A 20,327-nucleotide genomic window follows, 5' to 3' on the forward strand; every position below is an offset into this window, starting at 1 on the left:
TTGTAGCATGAAACACTAACAACTTGAATAGTTTTTATACTATTTTAAAATTCATTCCCTGTTTTAATAATATCCAGCCCAAAACGTGCCCTTAACGCATGTATATTTTGATGTAATGTTTTTTCTTTGCTGTCCTCATGAAAATCTATCAGTGAAAGTGTTTTTAGGTTAAGTGATGCAAAGTTTGAAACGTTCAGTGTCAGTTTGACAGCCCCTTTATTGGCCAGGGCTATCTCTTTATACATCTCTGAAAGCATGGACTTAAAAAGTGTTTCAGAAAATACTCTGTCCACGGTCATAGTCTTTTTTACTCTGGTACCATACTCATATCCTATTCTCAGATAATAGCTTGTAGGATTCACCTCCATGGCCATAACCATATAGATGATATGCCTTGCCATGATCATAATACGTCTCTTTATCTCATCACTCTCATGTATCGCATCAAACGTACGGCTGATGCCTATGGATTTCCTCTCCCCTCTGCTGCTGATACCTTCCTGATCTGTTCCTGTGACACGTCTATAAAGTTGAACACCGGGTTTTTTCCATGATTCAAAAAGTCTTTTATGCCGTTTTATATCACCCAGTGTAGAAATGTAATGTGCCTCCAGCCTCTTTTGAAACCCCTTACCTATACCCGGAAACTCTTTGATAGGGATATTTTCTATATAGCTATCTATGTCTTTCACTTCATAGACGCCGTAAGGCTTGGCAGACTCTGTTGCCAGTTTAGCGATCCATTTGGATTTTGAAATGCCTATAGAAACAGGAATGTCAAAATGTTCCAGTATCTTTGCCTGCAGCTCTTTTGCAAAAGCATACACCTCTTCATCTTTTTTCCATCCGCTGACATCTCCGAAAAACTCATCTATGCTGTACTGTTCCACCTGTGGTATATGTGCAGATATAAATGCATGTATTTGATGAGAAAGCTTATGATAAAGTGGATAGTTCGAAGGTACAACCGTTAACTTGGGGCAAAGCTGTAAGGCCTGGGCGATAGGCATGGCTGTCTTCACTCCGTATACCCTGGCTTCATAACTTGCAGTGGTCACGATACCCCTTATCTTTTTTCTTCCTTCTATCTCATCCACAAAGTAAGACTCGAATGTCTTCTTTTTATCACTATAGAACACAGGAGCCACAAAAGCACCGGAATTGTCATTCATAAGCCTGATATGGGTACGTTTTTTGTTAAAGATCTCAAGGTTACTGCGGGATCCGACACACATAGGTATACCTTTGAGCCTATGGCACACACTCCGTTCGGCAGAAGCAAAAAAACTGTCTATATCGATATGCAAAAACAAAGGTTTCCCCTCCATAAAATATATATCTCAATTATATCGATCATTAAGATCTATTCTCAAATATATGACATATTGTCATACTTGATCTTGTACGGATCAAAAGCAGTTTAACAATATTAGTTCTTCAAAATAATTTATCATAAGATAAAGTTTTACTTAACACTTAATTAACACTTATAGTTTAAAATTAAAATGGATTGTTTTTTAACGATCCATAGGGGGAGATATTAGTATTCTAATATCTAATGGTGGACACTCAGTGTCTTAACAACATTAGACTAAAAGGAAGAAGAATGAAGTTAAATGTTAAATCATTAACGCTCTTACTGAGTATGGGCGTTATTTTATCATTAAGCGGATGTGGTGGTGGTAGTGACCCCGCAACTGAAATAACGTACACCGACTACAAAGGTGATACACGTACAGCAGCACTAACACCGGGTGATGCAGAGTACCATACAGGAACAGGTTTTGACCATACCTTGCTTGATAGTGCCGATAAAAAGTGTCAACACTGTCACAATGAACTCTATGATACGTGGAAAGGTTCAATGCATGGTAAATCATGGGCTGACCCGATCTTCCAAAGTAAATTTCAAGATTTCTTACGTACGCATTTGGCAAAAATTGGTTCAATCGGTTCAGGAGATACTGGTATAGAATATGAACAGGTAGAAGTTGGAGTTGGAACAAAAAATATGTTTAGTGGTGCAGCACAAACCTGTATTAAGTGTCATGCTCCAGGTGCTTACTATGCAGGTGATGTACAAGTGCATGTAACAGAAGTACAAGATGCAACAGCTATTAACACTACAGAATTAGATGCATTGAAATTGGCACATGAAGTGAATGATCCAAATGGAGAAATAGCAGTTATTGCTGCAAATAGTTTTCAAAATAAGGTCTATAAAGCAACATTCCAAATCGGACATGAAGCAAACCGTGAAGGTATCAACTGTGCATTCTGCCATAGTATAGAGACACCACGTTTGATGCAGTCAGGAGATACATATACCTTGGCAAATACTATGAGAGTAGGACCACATGGATCGATTAAAGCTGACATTGGTGATATACTCACTTATAGTCCTGATGCAACCGATCAAGACATGAACAAGTTCTTTAGACTCTGGGGGCCTGAGAAACCAAAAAATTACGCTGCTCTTGGAAGTGCTACAGATATAACGAACAGAGCGAAAGACGGACGTTATTCTATGGCCAGAAAAGATCTTAATGGTACTGATGGGAAAGTTCATTATACTGGTGGACCGTTCTATGGACCGTTCGGTGTAACAGGTATCACAAATGAAAATGAAACCGATGAGTCGAACAGATCGGCATATATCAATCCACACTTTGCTGATGCACACCTAAATCCTGCATTCAATGGTGATGGGTCAGAGTTTAACCACTTTGCAGATCATGGAAAAGCATTATGTCTCTCTTGCCACCAAAGAAGTGCAGGTGCAGCAGATCCAGTAACTGGTGACTTTATGGAACTATGTTCTACCTGGAATGCCGTCACAACAGGCGATGATAACAATATGGACGACACAATGACTTCTCCAAAATGTCAAAAGTGTCATATGGAGAAGATCGAAGGTACGGTACTTCACCAGTGGGCACGTCCGGACAAATTGTTTACTCTTGCAGATAATCCTGCACTCACACCACACTTTGACCCGGCAGATCCCGAAAACCTTGGTGATGAAAGTCCAGTGGTTGGTAAATGGTTGAACTCACACGGATTCCTGGGTGCCTCAAAAACAGGAGGAGACAAAGTTGCAGCAGTTGCAAAAATCAAAAGTGGTTTTGAAGGTAGCGTCAGTACAAGTATCGATGGTGATATCTTAACCGTTACCACAACACTTTCAAATAAAACCGGTCACATGTTCCCAGGTGCGCACCCTATGAGAAGAGTGCTTACACGTCTCATTGTTACAGATGGAGAAGGAAATAAATTCACCCCAACACCTACAAGTAGTATATCGACATTCACTGATGCGACCAATACCTTGGCGACACTGACTGGTAAAACACTGGATGATACACAAGCTACAACAGTAACAGTAATGGAGAATGGAAGTAAAAATCTTGACTTCCCAGGAAAAGTAGCTGATCTTAACGGTAGTGCTGTTCTTTCACAAAACTTCGCGAGTGCTGAGACAGGTCCAGTGACTATTTCAGCTACAGATGCGACTGTAAAGAACCAAACAGTCACTGATGGTAAAACTACAGGAACAATATTTAATGCGGCGATCGTAGATGCTTCAGACACAACAAACTTTACACGAATCTACGGACATGAAACGGGTAAAAAGTATGATCTTGATAACAATGAATCAACACCTAAAGTCTTTGTAGTGCGTCCTGGATTTGACTCAAATGTAGTGGATAAAGACACACGTCTAAGTCCTAATGAGACGGAGACTTATACCTTTACCTATAATATCTCTGGTAAAACAGGGGTAAGTGCGACGTATAAGGTCTACTATATGCAAAAAGGTGCCAATGGTCAATTCATCGTTGATCCGGCGACTGGCTTCTTGGACCAGGCAGCAAGCGATGCTGCAAAACACTTGGTGACAGAAGTAGGAAGCTATACTGCACCTGTCAATTAAACCTCTTTGTTCCACCCTCATTTGGGTGGAATACACTCATATAAAGCCAACATTCTTAAATACCATTTATCTTACCTGTACACAAAACAAATAGCGATCATACTTATTTTAAACCTACATCTGGAACTGGCACAAAAATAGAAAAAATGATTGTATAAAAAATAAGGTTAATAAATAAATTTTGAAAGGTATATAGTAGATAATTGTAGTTCATAGCATCATACGAGCAGCATAATGCTATGATTGATCGATCTCAAACTACGGAATAAAAAAAGCCAGAACAGTGCCAACAGTTACAACCAAGTATGCGCCGATGGACCATAGTTCAATGGTCGTAGGTACCTGCTCTAGAGTGAGAAAGTTATTGATCGACATACCACCATAGAAGTAAAATAAGAAATAACTAATAACAAACCCCAACATATAAGGAATAACAACAATACCCAAAAGTAACGAGATCTCTGCATTTTGTTTGAGAAGATCAGACAATTCATTTTTAAAGGTGAACTTAGGACCCGTATTGATGCTGTTGTCAGGGTCTTTCAAAAATATTTTCTTTTTCTCAGGGAGAGGATCCTGAGCAATTTCCTCTTTCGTATCCTCTATAAGTTTATCTTGATTCTCTTTTGATACTTTTGTAAGCTGATCCCAGTCTAAATTTTCTTCTTCTATCGTCTCTTCTCTTATGTACATGATGATCCTCTACTGTGGCATTGTATCTTTAAAAACTCTGCTAAAGTGTAATACGTTATTTGATATGGTACGTTTTGTCAGAATAAAAAAGGAAAGAAAATTTTATACATAACAGATAAGTACCTGTATGTAGCAACCTGGCAATCTTGATCTGCAAGACCCATAGCTTTCCGTCCCTGTTTCACAACAAGTTTGGCTCAATCAATGATATTTAAAAATAACTTTTCGTCATTAATTATATTGGATATTTAATTAAATAAATCTTACATACGATTCAATCACCAAGCGCATTCGTAAAGCAGATTTTAATAGGTATCATCTATTGTTTTAGAACTATTGATCGCACTGTGACCTGGATACAAAACCAATATATTCCATATCTACACTTGCTAGTATTATTTTTCAAAAAAATAGACATCTATTCTTATTCTTTATAATATATTGTATAATATTAATAATGGAGGGAGTTGTATGATAGAGCTGTTTAAAAAACTATTTGGCAAAAAAAAGGAACAACCTGATGTTTCAAATTCCCCTGGAAGAACGTTCAATAGGGTTCTAACAGGGAGATATTTTGGCTTGGAAGATGTAAACGCAGATGAAGATGCCATTGCCAGAGCAAAACAGGAAATGATAGACCAGATCAAAGAACTGGAACTCGTACCAATGTTTATGAGGTACGATTACGACCGTAAAAAGAAAAAAGCGTTTAATGCTGAAGAAGATCATCCAACGTCTGTTCACGTTGCATTCCAAAAAGAGGTGTTTGCCGAAAAGTGGAACATGGTGCATGTTACAGAAATTTCATTCACCGTCTTATCTGCTGATTTTGAGGAGTTTGAAAAAATGGCAGGGGTGAGTCTGAATGACGACTTTAGAGATCTAACCTCTACTACTTTCAATGAAGAAGAGAGAAGAAGAGAGTCAAGAGAAGCATAACAAATTCTTGAAAATATATACCTTTCTTTCAGAACATCTCTTATACTATAACGCTTCTATAGGCAATGGCTAAAGATCTCTTCACACTTCAGTTCCTACACATTAAAGTTAAAAATAAACTATTATAACCTATAATAATTATTTTAGAGGCTTTTATTAACCAATTCATATACATAGCTGGACAACATGTTTAGAGAAATCTTCATCGTATTACTTTTATCTGCAGTGACATCCTATGCCACGGTCACACTTTCCAATAAAACAGATACATATGACCACTTTACACTCCGCTATTTTTATGATGAAAGCAGTACACTGGGTATTCATGACATTGAAAAAATACATTTTACAAAGGTCATACCTAATCAATTTTCTCAAGGATATTATTCGGGAACAGCATGGTTCAAACTCAATATGACCAATCATAGCGACAGTGAAGAGTATGTCCTTTATTTTACAGAACCTTTTTGGTCAACGTTGGATCTGTATACCAAAATGAATGATACATGGAATATACAGAAAAACGGTCTCAAGGCAAGCCTTCAAGAGAGAAGTATTCAAAACTATAATCCCGCCTATAAACTCCATATCTTACCGGGTGAAAGTGCGACATATTATATAAGAGGTCAGACACTTTCCGGACATATCGGTGAATTTAAGATCTTCACAGAAGACGAGTTCTTTAGACCCAACCGTATTGACATTACTGACATCTACATCATCTATACTTCCATCTTATTCATTATAGTCCTGTTCAGTGTGTATAATCTGATCATCATTAAAAATCGTATCTTCGCTTATTACATCGCATATATACTCTCTTTCATTGTCTTTATCGCTATGAAAAGTGGGTTTTACTTAGAGTTCGGTTTTCCCGGTTGGAGTCAAGGTCTGCATGTCGTAGGTACGATCGTGGTATTCTTTCTGGTACTGTTCTCAGGCCGTTTTTTGGAGTTAAGCACACGTATGCCAATGATCGATAAGCTCTTTAAAGTATCAGCAGCCATTTTTTTACTGTTTGCACTGCTGATATCACAGGATACACCTTTTGCCTGTTTAGCATTTAACATCTACGCATCAATGTTCTTTACCCTACTCCTTGTGGTTGCCATCAAAGCCTTGTACCAAGGTCTTATCGGTGCCAAATACTATCTCATTGCACTGATCATCTATATGCCTGCTATGGGTATGATGACTTTGACCTTTAATGGTGTCATGGACAATACAGACATACACAGATACGCTTTTCTTGCAGGTTCCTTTATTGAGATCCTCTTCTTTACACTCATATTGACCAGCAAGTACAATGAACTGAATCTCAAGAAAATACACAGACAAAAGCAACTTTTAAAAGCAAGAAAGAGCAATGAAAAATTTTTAGAATCCAAGATACAGGAAAAAACAAGTGATCTTATGAAGATCAATCAACAATTGTTAAAGAAAACAGAAGAACTTGAGATCACTAAAGAGCAGTTAACCAGAGATATTCTTGAACGCGCAGAAGCAGAAAAAGAAGTAGAAAAACAAAAAAATGTTCTACATCACCAGGCCAATCACGATTCATTGACAGGATTGCCAAACCGTGCACTATTCAGTTCTCGATTGAAGCAAGGGATCAAAAAAGCAAAAAGTAAAGAGAAAGGGTTGGCACTGTTTTTTATCGACTTGGACAAATTCAAAGAGATCAATGATTCATTGGGGCATGACGTTGGAGACAGGGTTTTAAAGATCATTACAAATATATTGAAACATTCGATCCGTAAAGAAGATACACTTTCCCGTTTGGCCGGAGATGAATTCACTATTATTATGGAAGATGTGACCTATGCGGAAGATGTCTCTAACTTAGGACATGCTATTCTCAATATGTTTGCAGAACCTATACGTATTGACGAGCATGTATTATATATTACCTGCAGTATCGGTATCAGTCTTTATCCCCAAGATGCAGACAATGAAAAAGACCTTCTGAAGTATGCTGATACAGCGATGTACAGGGCAAAAGAAAGCGGACGTAACAATTTTCAGTTCTATCGTCCGGAAATGACAAAACATGCACTGGAGCAAATGCAATTAAAAACCAGTCTACGTCAAGCGATTGACAATGAAGAGTTTATGATCCACTATCAACCGCAGATCGACATCTCCACCAATACGTTGGTAGGCATCGAGGCTCTGTTGCGATGGCGACATCCAACCAAAGGTCTGCTTATACCTAAAAAATTTATTGCTTTGGCAGAAGAGACCGGGATGATACTTGAAATTGACGACTGGGTGATGTATACTACGATGAAACAGGTTTCCAAATGGCATAATGATGGACTGGATCCTGGCATACTCGCATTGAATATTTCGATGACACAGTTGGAGTCTCCCAACTTCATCTATAGAATTCAAAATACGATGGATATTTATGGTTTTAAACCAGAATGGCTTGAATTGGAGATCACAGAAGGCCATATGATGAAAAATGCTATGGAGATCATTAATAAACTCAAACAGGTCAGTCAGCTGGGCATCAATATTTCTATCGATGACTTCGGGACAGGATACTCTTCATTGTCTCTTTTAAAACGTCTCCCTATCAACAGACTTAAAATCGATAAATCATTCATCGAAGATATCCCTGAAGATGAAGAGGATCTTACTATTATTAAATCGATCATAGCGCTTGCAAAGAGTCTCAATCTTAAGGTCATTGCAGAAGGTGTGGAAACCATAGAACAGATCAATTTTTTAAAAAGTAAAAATTGTAAGTACGTCCAGGGACACTACTATTTTTATCCTATGGATGCAGATGAACTGAAGGAAATACTTTTAAAGAAAAATGCATAAATTCTGTGAAAACCTATACCGAAAATGATCATTTAGATTCTTTTTTCAGCTTATCATAAAAATAGTTGGTTGCTTGAACAAAACCGTCAACGCTTCCGCAGTCAAAACGTTTTCCTTTGAACTTGTAGGCTAAGACCATCCCTTTTTTCGTATGATTCATCAAAGCATCGGTAATTTGAAGTTCTCCATTTTTTCCAGGTTTGGTCTCTTCTATGGTTCTGAAAATATCAGGGGTAAGTATATATCGTCCAATGATCGCCAGATTCGAAGGGGCATCTTCCGGGTCCGGTTTTTCTACCATATCAGAGATGATAAAAACATCATCTTCGATCTCTTTACCCTCGATCACTCCGTATTTGTATGTCTCTTCTTTAGGCACTTCCTGGATGGCAACCACACAACATTTATATTTCTCATAGATCTTTACCAACTGCGCCAGCACATTTTCCCCATCCTCATTCACACACAGATCATCTGCCAAGATCACGCCAAAAGGCTCATTACCGATCAAAGGTTCACCTTTTAAAATAGCATGGCCAAGTCCTAACATCTCTTTTTGTCTGGTAAAAGTAAAGGTACATTTATCCATCATCTCCCGAGTACTCTTCAGTAGATCTTCTTTGGAACTTCCTTTGATCTGATGCTCCAGCTCATAAGAGATATCAAAGTGCTCTACCAAGGCCCTTTTACCGCGGCCTGTAATGATCGCCATGACATCCATACCCGCATCGCTTGCCTCTTCTACTCCATACTGTATCAGTGGTTTGGTCAAGATGGGAAGCATCTCTTTTGGTGTTGCCTTGGTTGCCGGCAAAAATCGTGTACCGTATCCGGCAGCCGGGAATAAACATTTTTTAATCATTTTTCTTTTCTCCTTCTTTTAATGGTTTCAACCACAATATCTCATACGGCTGCATAATAAATATTCCTTCTTGTAGCTGTCTATGAGAAATAATATCCATAAAAACACCTTCTTTATAGGGTGACAGATCGACTTCAACTTCTGTTTTTTGGAAATTGTGCAGAGCAATAATAAATTCATTACTCTCTTTACCGTAATGTTTTATCGCAAAAACCTCTTTATCCAGTGATAAAAATTCAAACCTGGTAAAAGGGTCAAAACAGGGTTCATGAATACGAATCGAAATAAGTTGTTTATAACGTTTAAACAGATTATTACGTAGACTTCCCTCTTCACTCAGCTCCTCTTTGATGTTGTCAAAATTTAATTTCTCACGATTGATAGCCCGGTTTCGTCTTGTTTTTCTCACTGCTTCATGGTAATTTCTCGACCCGACCAGTGAATGAAAATAGATACCCGGGACCCCGGGCATTGCCAGGACAACAGCTTGGGAAAGTATCATACGTTTAAGCCGTAACGTATCATCCTCATCAGGATGGGTTAAGATATCTATATAGCTGCAGTTCAACTCATAGGGAGATTGTTCCTCTCCTTCTACACTCCGATATGAGACCAAACCGCCATGTGCTTTGCAAGAGTTGACCATGAAGTTTAGCTCATCCTTATCAAGAATGTTACTTACTGCCCGTACACCGATACCATCATGACTGGCTGTAAAGTTAAAGAAACACACCTTGTCACTCGGAAGCTTTAAGGTCTTGGCCCAGGCTGTCAACTTGGTGGTGTCTCCCGATAAAATAGAAAATGCCAAGAGCGGAGGCAGAGCAAAGTTGTACACCATATGTGCTTCATCTGATCCATTGCCAAAATAGGAGATGTTCTCATCGTGTGGTACATTGGTCTCTGTAATGATAATGATCTCAGGAGCCACGGCATGGATCACCTCACGCATCAGTTGTATCAGTTCATGGGTCTGTGGAAGATGTACACAGTTTGTGCCTATCTCTTTCCAGATAAAGGCAATGGCATCAAGCCTTATAAGCGATGCACCCTTTTCTATATACAGAAGTAATACATCCAGCACTTTGAGCAATACCTTATAGTTCGCATAATTCAAGTCCACTTGATCTGCACTGAACGTGGTCCAAACATGGCGAATACCTCCATCATCATCAATGAATTCAGTGAGCAGAGGAGTGGTTCGAGGTCGTATTACCGCCGTTAAATCGATGGATGGATCAAGTTCGGTGAAAAAGTTATAATATTCAGGATCATTGGCCAAGAACTTCTCAAACCAATGACTCAGTTGGCTCATGTGGTTGATCACACCATCAAACATAAGGCGGTGATCCTGGTTCAAGGCTTTAATGTTCTTCCATGAACCTTTTAAAGGGCAGACGCCTTTATAATCAACAATGGAAAAACCATCATCACTTGAATATGGATAAAATGGCAAAATATGTACACTGTTGATGCACTCCTGCACATACTCGTTTAAAAACCGGTGAAGTGTGGCTAACGCCGTTTCTCCTTCATGAAAGATCTGATCCCCATAGGTAATGAGTATCACATCTTTTTCAGTCATCACATAGGGTTTGCTTTCGACTTTCTCTTGGTACTCCTTGATCAGTACAGCTATAGCATCATATGCCATAGCTGCATCTTCTTTGTTGTAGATACTTTCAAGAGAATATTTAATGAAATCCAATCTTTCTTTACTGTCTCTTTCTAACATGATGCATTATCCTTATTGACAGCTTCTTTAAATTGATCTGATATCTCTGGCAGTACGGAACGCAGGCTTATCCAAGCTGAAAGGGACGGAACCCCGAGTGGATCGGCAAGAAAACTTTCACACGCTTCTTTGAGTGCGTTATCAAAAGTTTCAACCGCATCTATCTCTTTTTTTCTATCGAAATTCAAAGCATTGAATTTCGCTACTGCATCATAGCGGGCAATGGCTTTTCGACTCTCATTAAAAAATGAGCTTCGCAGTGTGCTAAGAGACTCTTCAGAAAATGTCACCCCACGCTGCGACATGACCCTGAAAATGGTTTGGGCAATATCGATAACCATCTTTGCCACACCGCCTTCAAGCCCTTGGGCAGTATTTTCTCCTGTGAGTTCCTGGTGTTTATGTTCATAACTCTCCATGATCTCTGTTTGACAAATGCGCCCTACCGAGCTCTTATCATAGACTTCACTCAATGTTGAGACCTCCAATCCCCAAGTAGGTGAAATACGGATCCCCCTCGCAAGTGTACGGATAAAAGCAAATTCTCCTGAGAGTGCATACCTGAAGCTGTCCATATAGTTTAAATAGTCACTCTCCCCATAGGTATTTTTCAGTGCTTTGATGAGCGGCGTGTAAAAGAGCCTTGTTGCACGTCCATGCAGTTTGTCTGTGACCCGTGAGTAGTAACCTTTGTTAAATTCAAAATCCAATGCCGGGTGAATAATCGGATAAAAAAGCCGTGCAGGAACATCACGGGTGTAGTTCACGATATCACAATCATGCAAGGCAAAGGCATAAGCGTTTTTATCAGCGAGGGCGTAGCCCAGCATCGTCCAGACATTTCGACCTTTTCCTTTGATGTCGATACTGTTAAACCCCAGATCTTTAAACTCCTGGTAAAGGTTTTGAACGCATGGCCCGTCATTCCAAAGTACATCTACCCTCACATCAAGAGTGGACATGATCGCTTTCACATTTTCAAACTGCTCTTTCGTTGCACTGTCCAAGCCCAGAATAATCTTGTAAAGATATTTCACCCCTTTAAGTTCTTTGAGGATCTGCTTCATGGCAGGCGTTTCAAACTCAGAGTATAGTGCAGGCAGAAGCAGTACCATATTGTGTCTATCTGAGAATTGTTCTAACTCAGCCTCCATATCTGCCAGTGTTCTCTTTGAGAGGTTTTGGAGAGTAGTAATCAGTCCGTTTTGAAAAAAATCTGCCATTGTTTCTCCTTTAATTTTTTAAGATGATCATAAGATCCATTACATTGGTCCCTGTTGGGCCCACAGTAAAGTCAGAATCCAGTGCTTTAAAAAAAGTGTAACTGTCACTGTTTTTTAAATATTTTTTGGGATCTAAGCCTTTTGTTTTCATTTTTTTATAGATTTCTTGTTCCACAAAGGCTCCCGTAGCAGGTGAATTTCCATCGATTCCGTCACTCCCTGCGATCAGGATAGAGATCTTGTCAGACACCAATGCATTATCTAATAACAGCCTTAACGCCAACTCCTGGTTCCTGCCTCCTTTACCCGTATCCTTCACTTCTGTGGTCGTCTCTCCACCAAAAAGCAGACAGAAAGAGTCATATTTTTTCTCGTACGCTTTGATCTTTTCAGCAAGATATCTGGCAGCCTCTTTCGAAGGTTCGCTGAGTCTATTCGTCACTATTTTTACCTTATCCACTTCGGATCTGATGTATTTTTTTGCCTCTTTTAAAGCAATGCTATTGTTCCCGACAATATGATGGGGTATTTTTCCATTCATCATCGGAGCCGAACCGATCGTGTTAAGATCATCACCGATCACATCACTCAGTACCAGAACCACTCCTTTGGCCTTCGTGTAGTCAGCCAGTTTGCCGCCTTTGATCCGGGAGATGGCTTTTCGTACACTGTTGAGTGTTTGGATATCGATACCAGAGCCCAGCAGTGCGGAGGATATTTTTTGAAAATCCTCTAAACTTATGCCATCAATGGGCTTCTCTATCATGGCTGACGCCCCACCTGAAAGGCAGAAGATGAAAAAGTCATCTTTCCGCATGGTTTGCATCGCTTCGATCAGCTTATCTGCACCTTCGATACTCTTTTGTGAAACCAAAGGATGGGTTGAAGTATGGTGTTCAATGAAGCTGCATTGACCTTTTTGATGTGAAATGGCAAGCCCTCCCTTGATAAGAGAGCCCAAGATCTCTTCTACCGCCTTTGCCATACCTAAGCCGGCTTTCCCCACTGAAAAGAGGTACAGTTTATTGATCTTTTTCAAAGTGTAGGCTGTGTTGCAAATGGTGAGATCTTTCTCATCCAGAGTGATATTGTTTCTAATGATCGTATTGGCTTTTACCGCCTCAATAGCATGGTTATAGATCTGTGCCAGTATTTTTTTATTAGACATTTTTCAATACCATTTCATTCCACCCTTTACTGCCTTGATAGCTTGACTTTTGTATATGGGGTACATTGGTCTCAAGGTAGCTTCCGTCATATTTTTGAATCACAATAGGTATATCCACATGTTCAAACATAGCAGTATCATTTTGGCTGTCACCTAAGGCAATGGAACTGACTCTCTCTTGATATAGCATTTCAAACAGTTCTATGGTCTTGATCACAGCAATGCCCTTATCTTGTGATTCGCTCATGATGTGATAAAATCGTCCACCCTGTATGATCTTTAACCCATAACGGTGAGCCGATTTTTTTAATGCTTCTAATTTTGTCTCATCTTTAAGGATGAAGGGTTCCGTGAAATCACGCTGTTTGGCAAGAATCACATCTCTCTGGGACAATCCGGTTAAATGTCCAATTTCAGTATCCGTCATATCACTCATACCAACGATATTAAATGTATCTTTGTGGCTTCTATAGAATTCCAATATTTTTGCATAGGCTTCACCAAAGACCATGACCTTTAGATGATCATCATCTTTTAAAGATGAGAGATCAAATCCTTTATACCCATCAGGTATAAAAAGTGCTGCTCCATTCTCGACAATGAAAGGCTCTGATATTCCGACTTTTGCTTGTAGATATTCAACTTCAGCTTTCGTTTTACTGGTAGTGAATATAAGAGGAACGCCTGCTTCTTTGATCTTTTGCAGTGCCTCGAGAGACTCTTCAAAGGAGTAATTATGATGATTTAAAAAAGTACCGTCCAGATCAGTGAATATTAAACGTTTCATGTACATACTATAGCACATTAGTGACATATCATTCAAGAATATCTGTATAATAACTATACAATTGAAAATTATTTTCATTATCTATCATTATTTATTAAATAATACGCCAGCCTGGGGACATACATCCGTACGTACCGGCTATTTACTACGTATCGCTGTCAGATCACAGTGCTTGCAGTTTACTCTTCAAAATAATTTTCCCTGCCTCAACGCCCGGTTGGTCATAGGTATTTACATCTATCAGTTCTCCCACCAAAGATGTAAGCAGTTCATAATAGAACATCAGAGAACCGATATTGGATTCTGTTACACTTTGGATGGTGATCGTATCCAAAGGGATATTATTTTGATCCAATAACGCTTCTATCACAGAATCACATTGCATATTGATCAGTTTTGAAAAAGGAAGATTATTTAAACTGTCAAGCATTTCCAAATGCGGAAGGGTAATATCAGGGATCATGGTATTGTCATGAAAATCTTCGATCTTTATAAAGGTGACCGATTTGTCTCTGGTACCTTCCATGATCAGTTGTAAGAAAGAGTGCTGGTCCTTTGGCCCGATCAGACCGATAGGTGTCAGCCCTACATGAAAGGCACTGTGACGCTGGTGTTTTCCCAAACTCTCCCCCCAGAGTTGCACATACCATTGACAAAAATATGTCAGTGTTTCTGAATAGGCAAAGATACAGTTAATACTGTACTGTGCATGATTTTCCGCATAATAGACAGCTTTTTCCAGAAGCATGTCATAAACATACCCTCTGTCAAAGAACCTCTCTTTGATCATTTGTGCACCCGTCAAAAGATCTTTGATATCGATACCACACAGGGCCAAAGGCAACAATCCTACCGTTGAAAGAACAGAGAACCTTCCTCCAACATTATCTGGGAGATAGAGCACAGAAGCTTCTATCTCTTTGGCATATTTTTCAAGTGGAGAACCGGGATCTGTAATAAAGGTATAAAATGAGGGATCCATTTGTAAAGAGTAGATATATTTATAGATAGAAAAGGTCTCTACCGTACTTCCTGACTTGGAAATGACCAAAAAATGTGTTTTATTGATATCGCATTTGGAGAGCAGTTCATTGATATTGATAGGGTCGGTACTTTCAAAAAAATAGAGTTTTCTGGAGAGCTCTTTGACCGGTTTCATAAATTCATAGACTGCTTTGGCACCTAAAGAACTTCCTCCGATCCCGATCACCGCGATCGTTTCTATGGTTTCAGGAATACTGCTGCAATACTCATGTATAGGACCAATGTCCTGATCGGGTAACGCATAATATCCAATCGTTTTTTGTTCTTCAACGATCGCATCGAACGCCTTTTCTTCTGCTCTTTTACTGATCGAACTAAAATAGAGTTTATTTTTTATCATGTTGTATTTCTCCTTTGATAACCTGCATCGCTTCTGAGCAAAGCTTTGTGATCTCTTTAAAGTTTTTTTCTTTTAGTGCCTGCTTGGGAACGATCCAGCTTCCCCCTGTACAGAGTACATTTTCAAGTGAGAGAAATTCATTGATATTCTCAAGATTAACGCCTCCTGTAGGGCAGAATCTCATACTTGAAAACGGTCCGCTAAAGGCCTTAAGTATCTCAATACCTCCTGCAAGTGTTGCAGGGAAGAGTTTACAATGTTCAAAACCGTTATTTTTCGCAAACATCACTTCAGAAGCCGTTGCTACACCTGGGATCAATACAACATTCAGTGCTTTTGAGGTCTCCATCAAATCATGACTGATACCCGGACTAAAGACAAACTGTGCACCATGAGCCACTGCTTGTTGAAAATCACTGCCATTGAGTACGGTTCCCGCACCGACATGCATCTGCGGCAGTGCTTTTGAGATAGCTTCTATAGACCCAAGCCCTGCATCCGTACGCAGTGTGATCTCCATGATATTGATACCACCCTCAAGCAAAGCTTCTGCCAATGGCACAGCATCATCCATATTTTCCAATGCGATCACCGGAACGATCGGTGAGATCTGCATCACTTCTCTGGCTGTCATGCGCGCTCCTTACCGGAAATATCAAACAGACTTGCGCCCTCCTCTGCCATACCTACACTCTGACGGACAGCGACAAAAAGCTCTCTACCGAACCCATGGGTATTGGCACTAAGATCAGGCACATCAAGAGTACGTTCTTGTAACTCCGTATCCTCGACCAAAAGCATGATCTCCCCTTTTTTTGCATCAAAACGGATCCTGTCGCCTGTTCTGACCTTTGCCAGCAACCCTCCATCCAGTGCTTCGGGAGAAAAGTGAATGGCTGAAGGCACTTTACCCGATGCACCGGACATCCGTCCATCTGTGATGATGGCAACTTTATACCCCTTGTCCTGAAGTGCACCAAGCGGCGGCATGAGTCCGTGTAACTCAGGCATTCCGTTGGCCTTTGGACCCTGATAACGCACTACAGCGATAAAGTCTCTTTCCAGTTCCCCCTTATGAAATGCCTCCTTTAAAGCCTCCTGAGATTCAAAAACGACCGCCGGTGCCTCTATAAAGAACTGTTCAGGTTTCAGTGCCGAGGTCTTGATGACACTTCGCCCAAGGTTTCCATTGAGCAGTTTCAGCCCTCCCTCTTCACTAAATGGTCTCTGCGTACTTGAGATCACCTCAATGTTGCGTGAGACCCGAGGACCTGGTTCAAAGCTCAAAGTGTTTTCGCGCATAGCAGGTTCAACGATATAAGCATCCAGACCTCTGCCTACGATCGTCTCCACATCGTTATGTACAAGTCCGGCATCCAGAAGTTGTGAGATCACGACGCTCATACCGCCTGCATCTCTAAAATGGTTCACATCTGCCTGCCCGTTTGGATACATTTTACAGAGCAGAGGCGTGACTTTGGATATCGCATCAAAATCATCCCAGTTCAGTATGATCCCTGCAGCTCTTGCCATCGCAATAAGATGGATCGTGTGATTCGTAGATCCCCCTGTGGCCATCAGCCCTACGATGGCATTGACAAAACTTTTTTCATCAACGATCTCTGCGACAGGTTTGTAGGTTCCCCTTAACTCTGTCATCGTTACAACCGTTTTTGCCGCATGTGCGGTCAATGCTTCCCGCAAAGGCGTGTTTGTATTGACAAAAGAGCTGTTTGGAAGCTGTAGCCCCATCATCTCAAGTAACATCTGGTTGGAGTTTGCCGTACCGTAAAAAGTACAGGTTCCGCTACTGTGATACGAAGCAGACTCGACTTTCAGCAGTGCATCTTCACTCACCTTTCCTTGAGCAAATTCTTGACGTACTTTTGCTTTTTGCGCATTGGAAATACCCGAAGGCATAGGACCTGCAGGAACAAATACCCCCGGAAGATGACCAAAGGCCAATGCACCGATCACAAGTCCCGGAACGATCTTATCGCACACACCAAGATAGAGTGCACCATCATAGACATTATGTGAAAGCGCTATCGCAGTGCCCATGGCAATATTGTCACGGCTGAAAAGACTCAACTCCATACCAGGCTGTGACTGGGTGACACCATCACACATTGCAGGTACCCCGCCTGCGACCTGTGCAGTGGCACCCAGATCCATCAAGGTACGTTTGATCAATGGCGGATAGAGTTTATACGGCTCATGTGCAGAGAGCATATCGTTATAGGCTGTGACGATAGCGATATTGGGACTTTCCAAACCTGCAAGCGATGCTTTTTCACGCTCTTCCATCGGTGCCATAGCATGTGCTAAATTACTGCAACCCAATGCATTACGGTTGACACCGTGTCCTTTGGCTGATGCAATGCGATCCAGGTAAATCGCTCTACTCTCCAGAGAACGTTCACGAATTCTGTCTGTCACTTTTTGTATAACTTCATTCATCGGTAAAATACCTCTATCTCTTTAATCTCTTGGTTCAATACGCTGCGTATAGGCATCGCATAAATATCTTCTCCTGTGATCGCTTCTTCAAACACAGCAATTTTCTCTTTGCCTTCAAAATGGATATAGATATGTTTGGCACTCAAGATCGCATGCAGGGTTAAACTCATCCGTATATAAGGTGCGCTTTTCGGTTCGATCGAGATGCAAAAATTTGGATTTTTAAGATCAAAAGCCTCTTCAAGTTTGATATTCTCAGGGAAAAGAGATGCCGTGTGTGCATCGGTCCCCATACCCAAAATGAGTACATCAAAAGGATAAAGCATCTCTTTCATCTTTTTTGAACATCTCTTTTGAGCCGTATAGATATCTGTATCTGCACAATACATCCCTACAAAGTGAGCCTTCGCTGCTTCTTCTTGGAGCAGATATTTTTTGACAAAATGTTCATTGCTCTCTTCTTTGGAAACATCGATCCATCGTTCGTCACAAAGACCTACCCATACTTTATCCCACTCCAATGCTGCTTTTCTGAGTGTTTCAAAAAGAGGTTTGGGTGTACTTCCTCCTGAAACGATCAAAGAGGCCTTTCCTTTTTCCTCAATCGCTTTTTGAAGATTGTCCACTATGTTTTGACTTAGTGCTTCTATAAGTGCTTCTTGTTCGCTAAAAGCATGTACAGTTCTACTCATCATGCCAGCTCCTGCCGCTTCTTGCGATCAGCTGTACCGCGGCACTGGGTCCATCCGTTCCCGCATTGTAGCTTTTCATAGGTACCATATCTTCAGCCCAGCCGTCCAGTATCACATCGGCCCATTTCCACGCTGCTTCCACTTCATCCAAACGCATAAAGAGTGTCGGATTCGCACGGATCACATCCAGAAGCAACCGTTCATAGGCGTCCGGTTTATGCGCTACCTTTAAAGGCGTATTGAGCTCGAGCTCCACAGGTTTTAACATCATCTGTTCACTGAGACCGGGGACTTTATTCATCAGTTGCAGATGGATACTCTCTTTGGGCTGCAGTGCAATGACCAGTTTGTTCTCTGAAATAGATTTACCCTGGTTGGCAAAAATAGAATGCGGTACCCCTTTAAAATGGATCACGATCTCAGAATTCCGGCGTCTCATGCGTTTACCGCTTCTCAGATAAAAAGGTACACCGTTCCATCGCCAGTTATCTATATCTACACGAAGTGCGGCAAAGGTTTCAGTGGTACTGTTTTCCACGCCCTCACCCTCAAGGTAACCCGGTACAGGCATGCCTTCACTTGAACCTTTTGCATACTGTGCACGTACTGTTTTCTGTTCGATATCCGCAGGGGTCATCTTACGAAGTGAACGGAGTACCTTCACCTTCTCATCACGTACACTGTCCGCATCAAGGGAACAGGGAGGCTCCATCGCTACAAGACAAAGCAGCTGCATCAGGTGATTTTGTACCATATCACGCATCGCACCATAATCATCATAATATCCCCACCGTCCTTCAACACCGACACTCTCGGCCACAGTGATCTGTACATGATCAATATGATTTGAATTCCACAACGGCATAAAAAATCTGTTTGAAAAACGCAGTGCCATAATATTTTGCACGGTATCTTTACCCAGATAATGATCGATACGGTAGATCTGTGACTCCTCAAAATATTTAAGTACTTCCACATTGATCACACGTGACGATTCAAGATCTCTCCCTATAGGTTTTTCAAGTACGACCCTGCTTTGCGGAGTGACCAGATCCAGTTTGCTCATAGACCTGCAGATCGTACCAAAAAAATCCGGTGCGGTGGAGAGATAGTTCACTCTTTCTCTTTCCGGATACGCATCCAATAACGCTTTGAGCCCTGTATAGCTCTCTAAGATATCAAACTCAATGGTGACCACATGAAGTTGTGCTCTAAAGTATTCAAATTTTTCCTCTTCAAACGCATTATCGGATAAAAATTCTTTCAGTTTGGACTTTACCAGATCACAATGTTCATCATTGCTCATGGGTACTCTGGTCGCGGTGATAATACGACACTTCTCATCCAGATAGCCACTGTTGCTCAGATGATACAGTGCAGGCATCAATTTCCTGAATGCCAGGTCTCCATGCCCGCCAAAAATAGTAATATCACATAAACTTACCATTGCATCCATTTGATCCACCTTCCTTTCACGCGCTTCGTAAAATCATTGTTCTATCAAATTCCAGTTGTTCACCCATACTTTTATTATAACACTTTACTCTCTATTAATGATTATAACCCAATATAATTATATATTATCATTTTTTTGCCTATATTTTATGCAATAGCC

At 40.6% G+C, this 20,327-nt stretch carries 15 protein-coding genes and 1 riboswitch; of the genes, 3 read left to right on the forward strand and 12 right to left on the reverse strand.

The annotated features are described in order from the left end of the window. Positions 1–44: 44 nt before the first annotated feature. Positions 45–1,313, reverse strand: a complete 1,269-nt coding sequence (locus tag LDM98_RS03490; RefSeq protein WP_223897956.1) for a DNA polymerase IV — start codon at positions 1,311–1,313, stop codon at positions 45–47. A gap of 293 nt (positions 1,314–1,606) precedes the next feature. On the opposite strand from LDM98_RS03490, the gene LDM98_RS03495 reads away from it, so the two are divergent. Next, a complete protein-coding gene (locus tag LDM98_RS03495; RefSeq protein WP_223897957.1) occupies positions 1,607–3,934 on the forward strand; it encodes a cytochrome c family protein in 2,328 nt (775 codons plus the stop codon). A gap of 258 nt (positions 3,935–4,192) precedes the next feature. Here LDM98_RS03495 and LDM98_RS03500 read toward each other — a convergent pair whose 3' ends face one another. Beyond that, complete coding sequence (locus LDM98_RS03500) at positions 4,193–4,627, reverse strand: hypothetical protein (RefSeq protein WP_223897958.1); 435 nt, start codon at positions 4,625–4,627, stop codon at positions 4,193–4,195. 128 nt (positions 4,628–4,755) lie between these two features. Further along, positions 4,756–4,834: riboswitch (cyclic di-GMP riboswitch) on the reverse strand. Between the two features lie 264 nt (positions 4,835–5,098). On the opposite strand from LDM98_RS03500, the gene LDM98_RS03505 reads away from it, so the two are divergent. Together LDM98_RS03505 and LDM98_RS03510 are read left to right on the forward strand one after the other, a co-directional pair. Further along, complete coding sequence (locus LDM98_RS03505) at positions 5,099–5,566, forward strand: hypothetical protein (RefSeq protein ID WP_223897959.1); 468 nt, start codon at positions 5,099–5,101, stop codon at positions 5,564–5,566. Between the two features lie 186 nt (positions 5,567–5,752). Beyond that, entirely contained in the window at positions 5,753–8,401 is a 2,649-nt protein-coding gene (locus LDM98_RS03510; protein WP_223897960.1) for an EAL domain-containing protein, read from the forward strand. A 28-nt stretch (positions 8,402–8,429) separates the two neighbouring features. Here LDM98_RS03510 and galU read toward each other — a convergent pair whose 3' ends face one another. The 10 genes from galU to zwf form a co-directional block, all read right to left on the reverse strand. Further along, positions 8,430–9,263, reverse strand: a complete 834-nt coding sequence (galU, locus tag LDM98_RS03515) for a UTP--glucose-1-phosphate uridylyltransferase GalU (RefSeq protein ID WP_223897961.1) — start codon at positions 9,261–9,263, stop codon at positions 8,430–8,432. Continuing rightward, a complete protein-coding gene (locus LDM98_RS03520) occupies positions 9,256–10,998 on the reverse strand; it encodes a sugar phosphorylase (protein WP_223897962.1) in 1,743 nt (580 codons plus the stop codon). Before LDM98_RS03520 ends, galU begins: the two co-directional genes overlap by 8 nt. Further along, positions 10,992–12,221 carry a glycosyl transferase gene (locus LDM98_RS03525; protein WP_223897963.1) on the reverse strand — a complete coding sequence of 410 codons (1,230 nt, stop codon included), beginning with the start codon at positions 12,219–12,221 and terminating at the stop codon, positions 10,992–10,994. The genes LDM98_RS03520 and LDM98_RS03525 overlap by 7 nt, the downstream gene beginning before the upstream one ends. A gap of 10 nt (positions 12,222–12,231) precedes the next feature. Further along, the gene (locus tag LDM98_RS03530) at positions 12,232–13,389 is read right to left on the reverse strand and encodes a glycerate kinase (RefSeq protein ID WP_223897964.1); all 1,158 of its coding nucleotides are present in this window, start codon (positions 13,387–13,389) and stop codon (positions 12,232–12,234) included. Continuing rightward, a complete protein-coding gene (locus LDM98_RS03535; protein WP_223897965.1) occupies positions 13,382–14,176 on the reverse strand; it encodes a mannosyl-3-phosphoglycerate phosphatase in 795 nt (264 codons plus the stop codon). Before LDM98_RS03535 ends, LDM98_RS03530 begins: the two co-directional genes overlap by 8 nt. A 163-nt stretch (positions 14,177–14,339) precedes the next feature. Then, the gene (locus LDM98_RS03540; protein ID WP_374706913.1) at positions 14,340–15,560 is read right to left on the reverse strand and encodes a glucose-6-phosphate isomerase; all 1,221 of its coding nucleotides are present in this window, start codon (positions 15,558–15,560) and stop codon (positions 14,340–14,342) included. Next, positions 15,547–16,194, reverse strand: coding sequence for a bifunctional 4-hydroxy-2-oxoglutarate aldolase/2-dehydro-3-deoxy-phosphogluconate aldolase (eda, locus tag LDM98_RS03545; RefSeq protein WP_223897966.1), 648 nt, complete (start codon positions 16,192–16,194; stop codon positions 15,547–15,549). Before eda ends, LDM98_RS03540 begins: the two co-directional genes overlap by 14 nt. Continuing rightward, entirely contained in the window at positions 16,191–18,020 is a 1,830-nt protein-coding gene (gene edd, locus LDM98_RS03550) for a phosphogluconate dehydratase (RefSeq protein WP_223897967.1), read from the reverse strand. Before edd ends, eda begins: the two co-directional genes overlap by 4 nt. Further along, positions 18,017–18,715 (reverse strand): 6-phosphogluconolactonase, encoded by a 699-nt coding sequence (pgl, locus tag LDM98_RS03555; RefSeq protein ID WP_223897968.1) that lies wholly within the window; start codon positions 18,713–18,715, stop codon positions 18,017–18,019. The genes edd and pgl overlap by 4 nt, the downstream gene beginning before the upstream one ends. Beyond that, the gene (gene zwf, locus LDM98_RS03560; RefSeq protein ID WP_223897969.1) at positions 18,705–20,168 is read right to left on the reverse strand and encodes a glucose-6-phosphate dehydrogenase; all 1,464 of its coding nucleotides are present in this window, start codon (positions 20,166–20,168) and stop codon (positions 18,705–18,707) included. Before zwf ends, pgl begins: the two co-directional genes overlap by 11 nt. Between the last annotated feature and the right edge of the window lie 159 nt (positions 20,169–20,327).

Source organism: Sulfurovum sp. TSL1 (genome assembly GCF_019972135.1).
Taxonomy (GTDB): Bacteria; Campylobacterota; Campylobacteria; order Campylobacterales; family Sulfurovaceae; genus Sulfurovum.

What these genes read in the sequence shown, in the direction of transcription:
- LDM98_RS03500 (WP_223897958.1), bottom strand. Translation starts at nt 4,627, where the DNA reads ATGTACATAAGAGAAGAGACGATAGAAGAAGAAAATTTAGACTGGGAT.
- zwf (WP_223897969.1), bottom strand. Translation starts at nt 20,168, where the DNA reads ATGGATGCAATGGTAAGTTTATGTGATATTACTATTTTTGGCGGGCAT.
- LDM98_RS03530 (WP_223897964.1), bottom strand. Translation starts at nt 13,389, where the DNA reads ATGTCTAATAAAAAAATACTGGCACAGATCTATAACCATGCTATTGAG.
- LDM98_RS03505 (WP_223897959.1), top strand. Translation starts at nt 5,099, where the DNA reads ATGATAGAGCTGTTTAAAAAACTATTTGGCAAAAAAAAGGAACAACCT.
- edd (WP_223897967.1), bottom strand. Translation starts at nt 18,020, where the DNA reads ATGAATGAAGTTATACAAAAAGTGACAGACAGAATTCGTGAACGTTCT.
- LDM98_RS03510 (WP_223897960.1), top strand. Translation starts at nt 5,753, where the DNA reads ATGTTTAGAGAAATCTTCATCGTATTACTTTTATCTGCAGTGACATCC.
- pgl (WP_223897968.1), bottom strand. Translation starts at nt 18,715, where the DNA reads ATGATGAGTAGAACTGTACATGCTTTTAGCGAACAAGAAGCACTTATA.
- LDM98_RS03525 (WP_223897963.1), bottom strand. Translation starts at nt 12,221, where the DNA reads ATGGCAGATTTTTTTCAAAACGGACTGATTACTACTCTCCAAAACCTC.
- LDM98_RS03540 (WP_374706913.1), bottom strand. Translation starts at nt 15,560, where the DNA reads ATGATAAAAAATAAACTCTATTTTAGTTCGATCAGTAAAAGAGCAGAA.
- LDM98_RS03535 (WP_223897965.1), bottom strand. Translation starts at nt 14,176, where the DNA reads ATGAAACGTTTAATATTCACTGATCTGGACGGTACTTTTTTAAATCAT.
- galU (WP_223897961.1), bottom strand. Translation starts at nt 9,263, where the DNA reads ATGATTAAAAAATGTTTATTCCCGGCTGCCGGATACGGTACACGATTT.
- LDM98_RS03520 (WP_223897962.1), bottom strand. Translation starts at nt 10,998, where the DNA reads ATGTTAGAAAGAGACAGTAAAGAAAGATTGGATTTCATTAAATATTCT.
- eda (WP_223897966.1), bottom strand. Translation starts at nt 16,194, where the DNA reads ATGACAGCCAGAGAAGTGATGCAGATCTCACCGATCGTTCCGGTGATC.
- LDM98_RS03495 (WP_223897957.1), top strand. Translation starts at nt 1,607, where the DNA reads ATGAAGTTAAATGTTAAATCATTAACGCTCTTACTGAGTATGGGCGTT.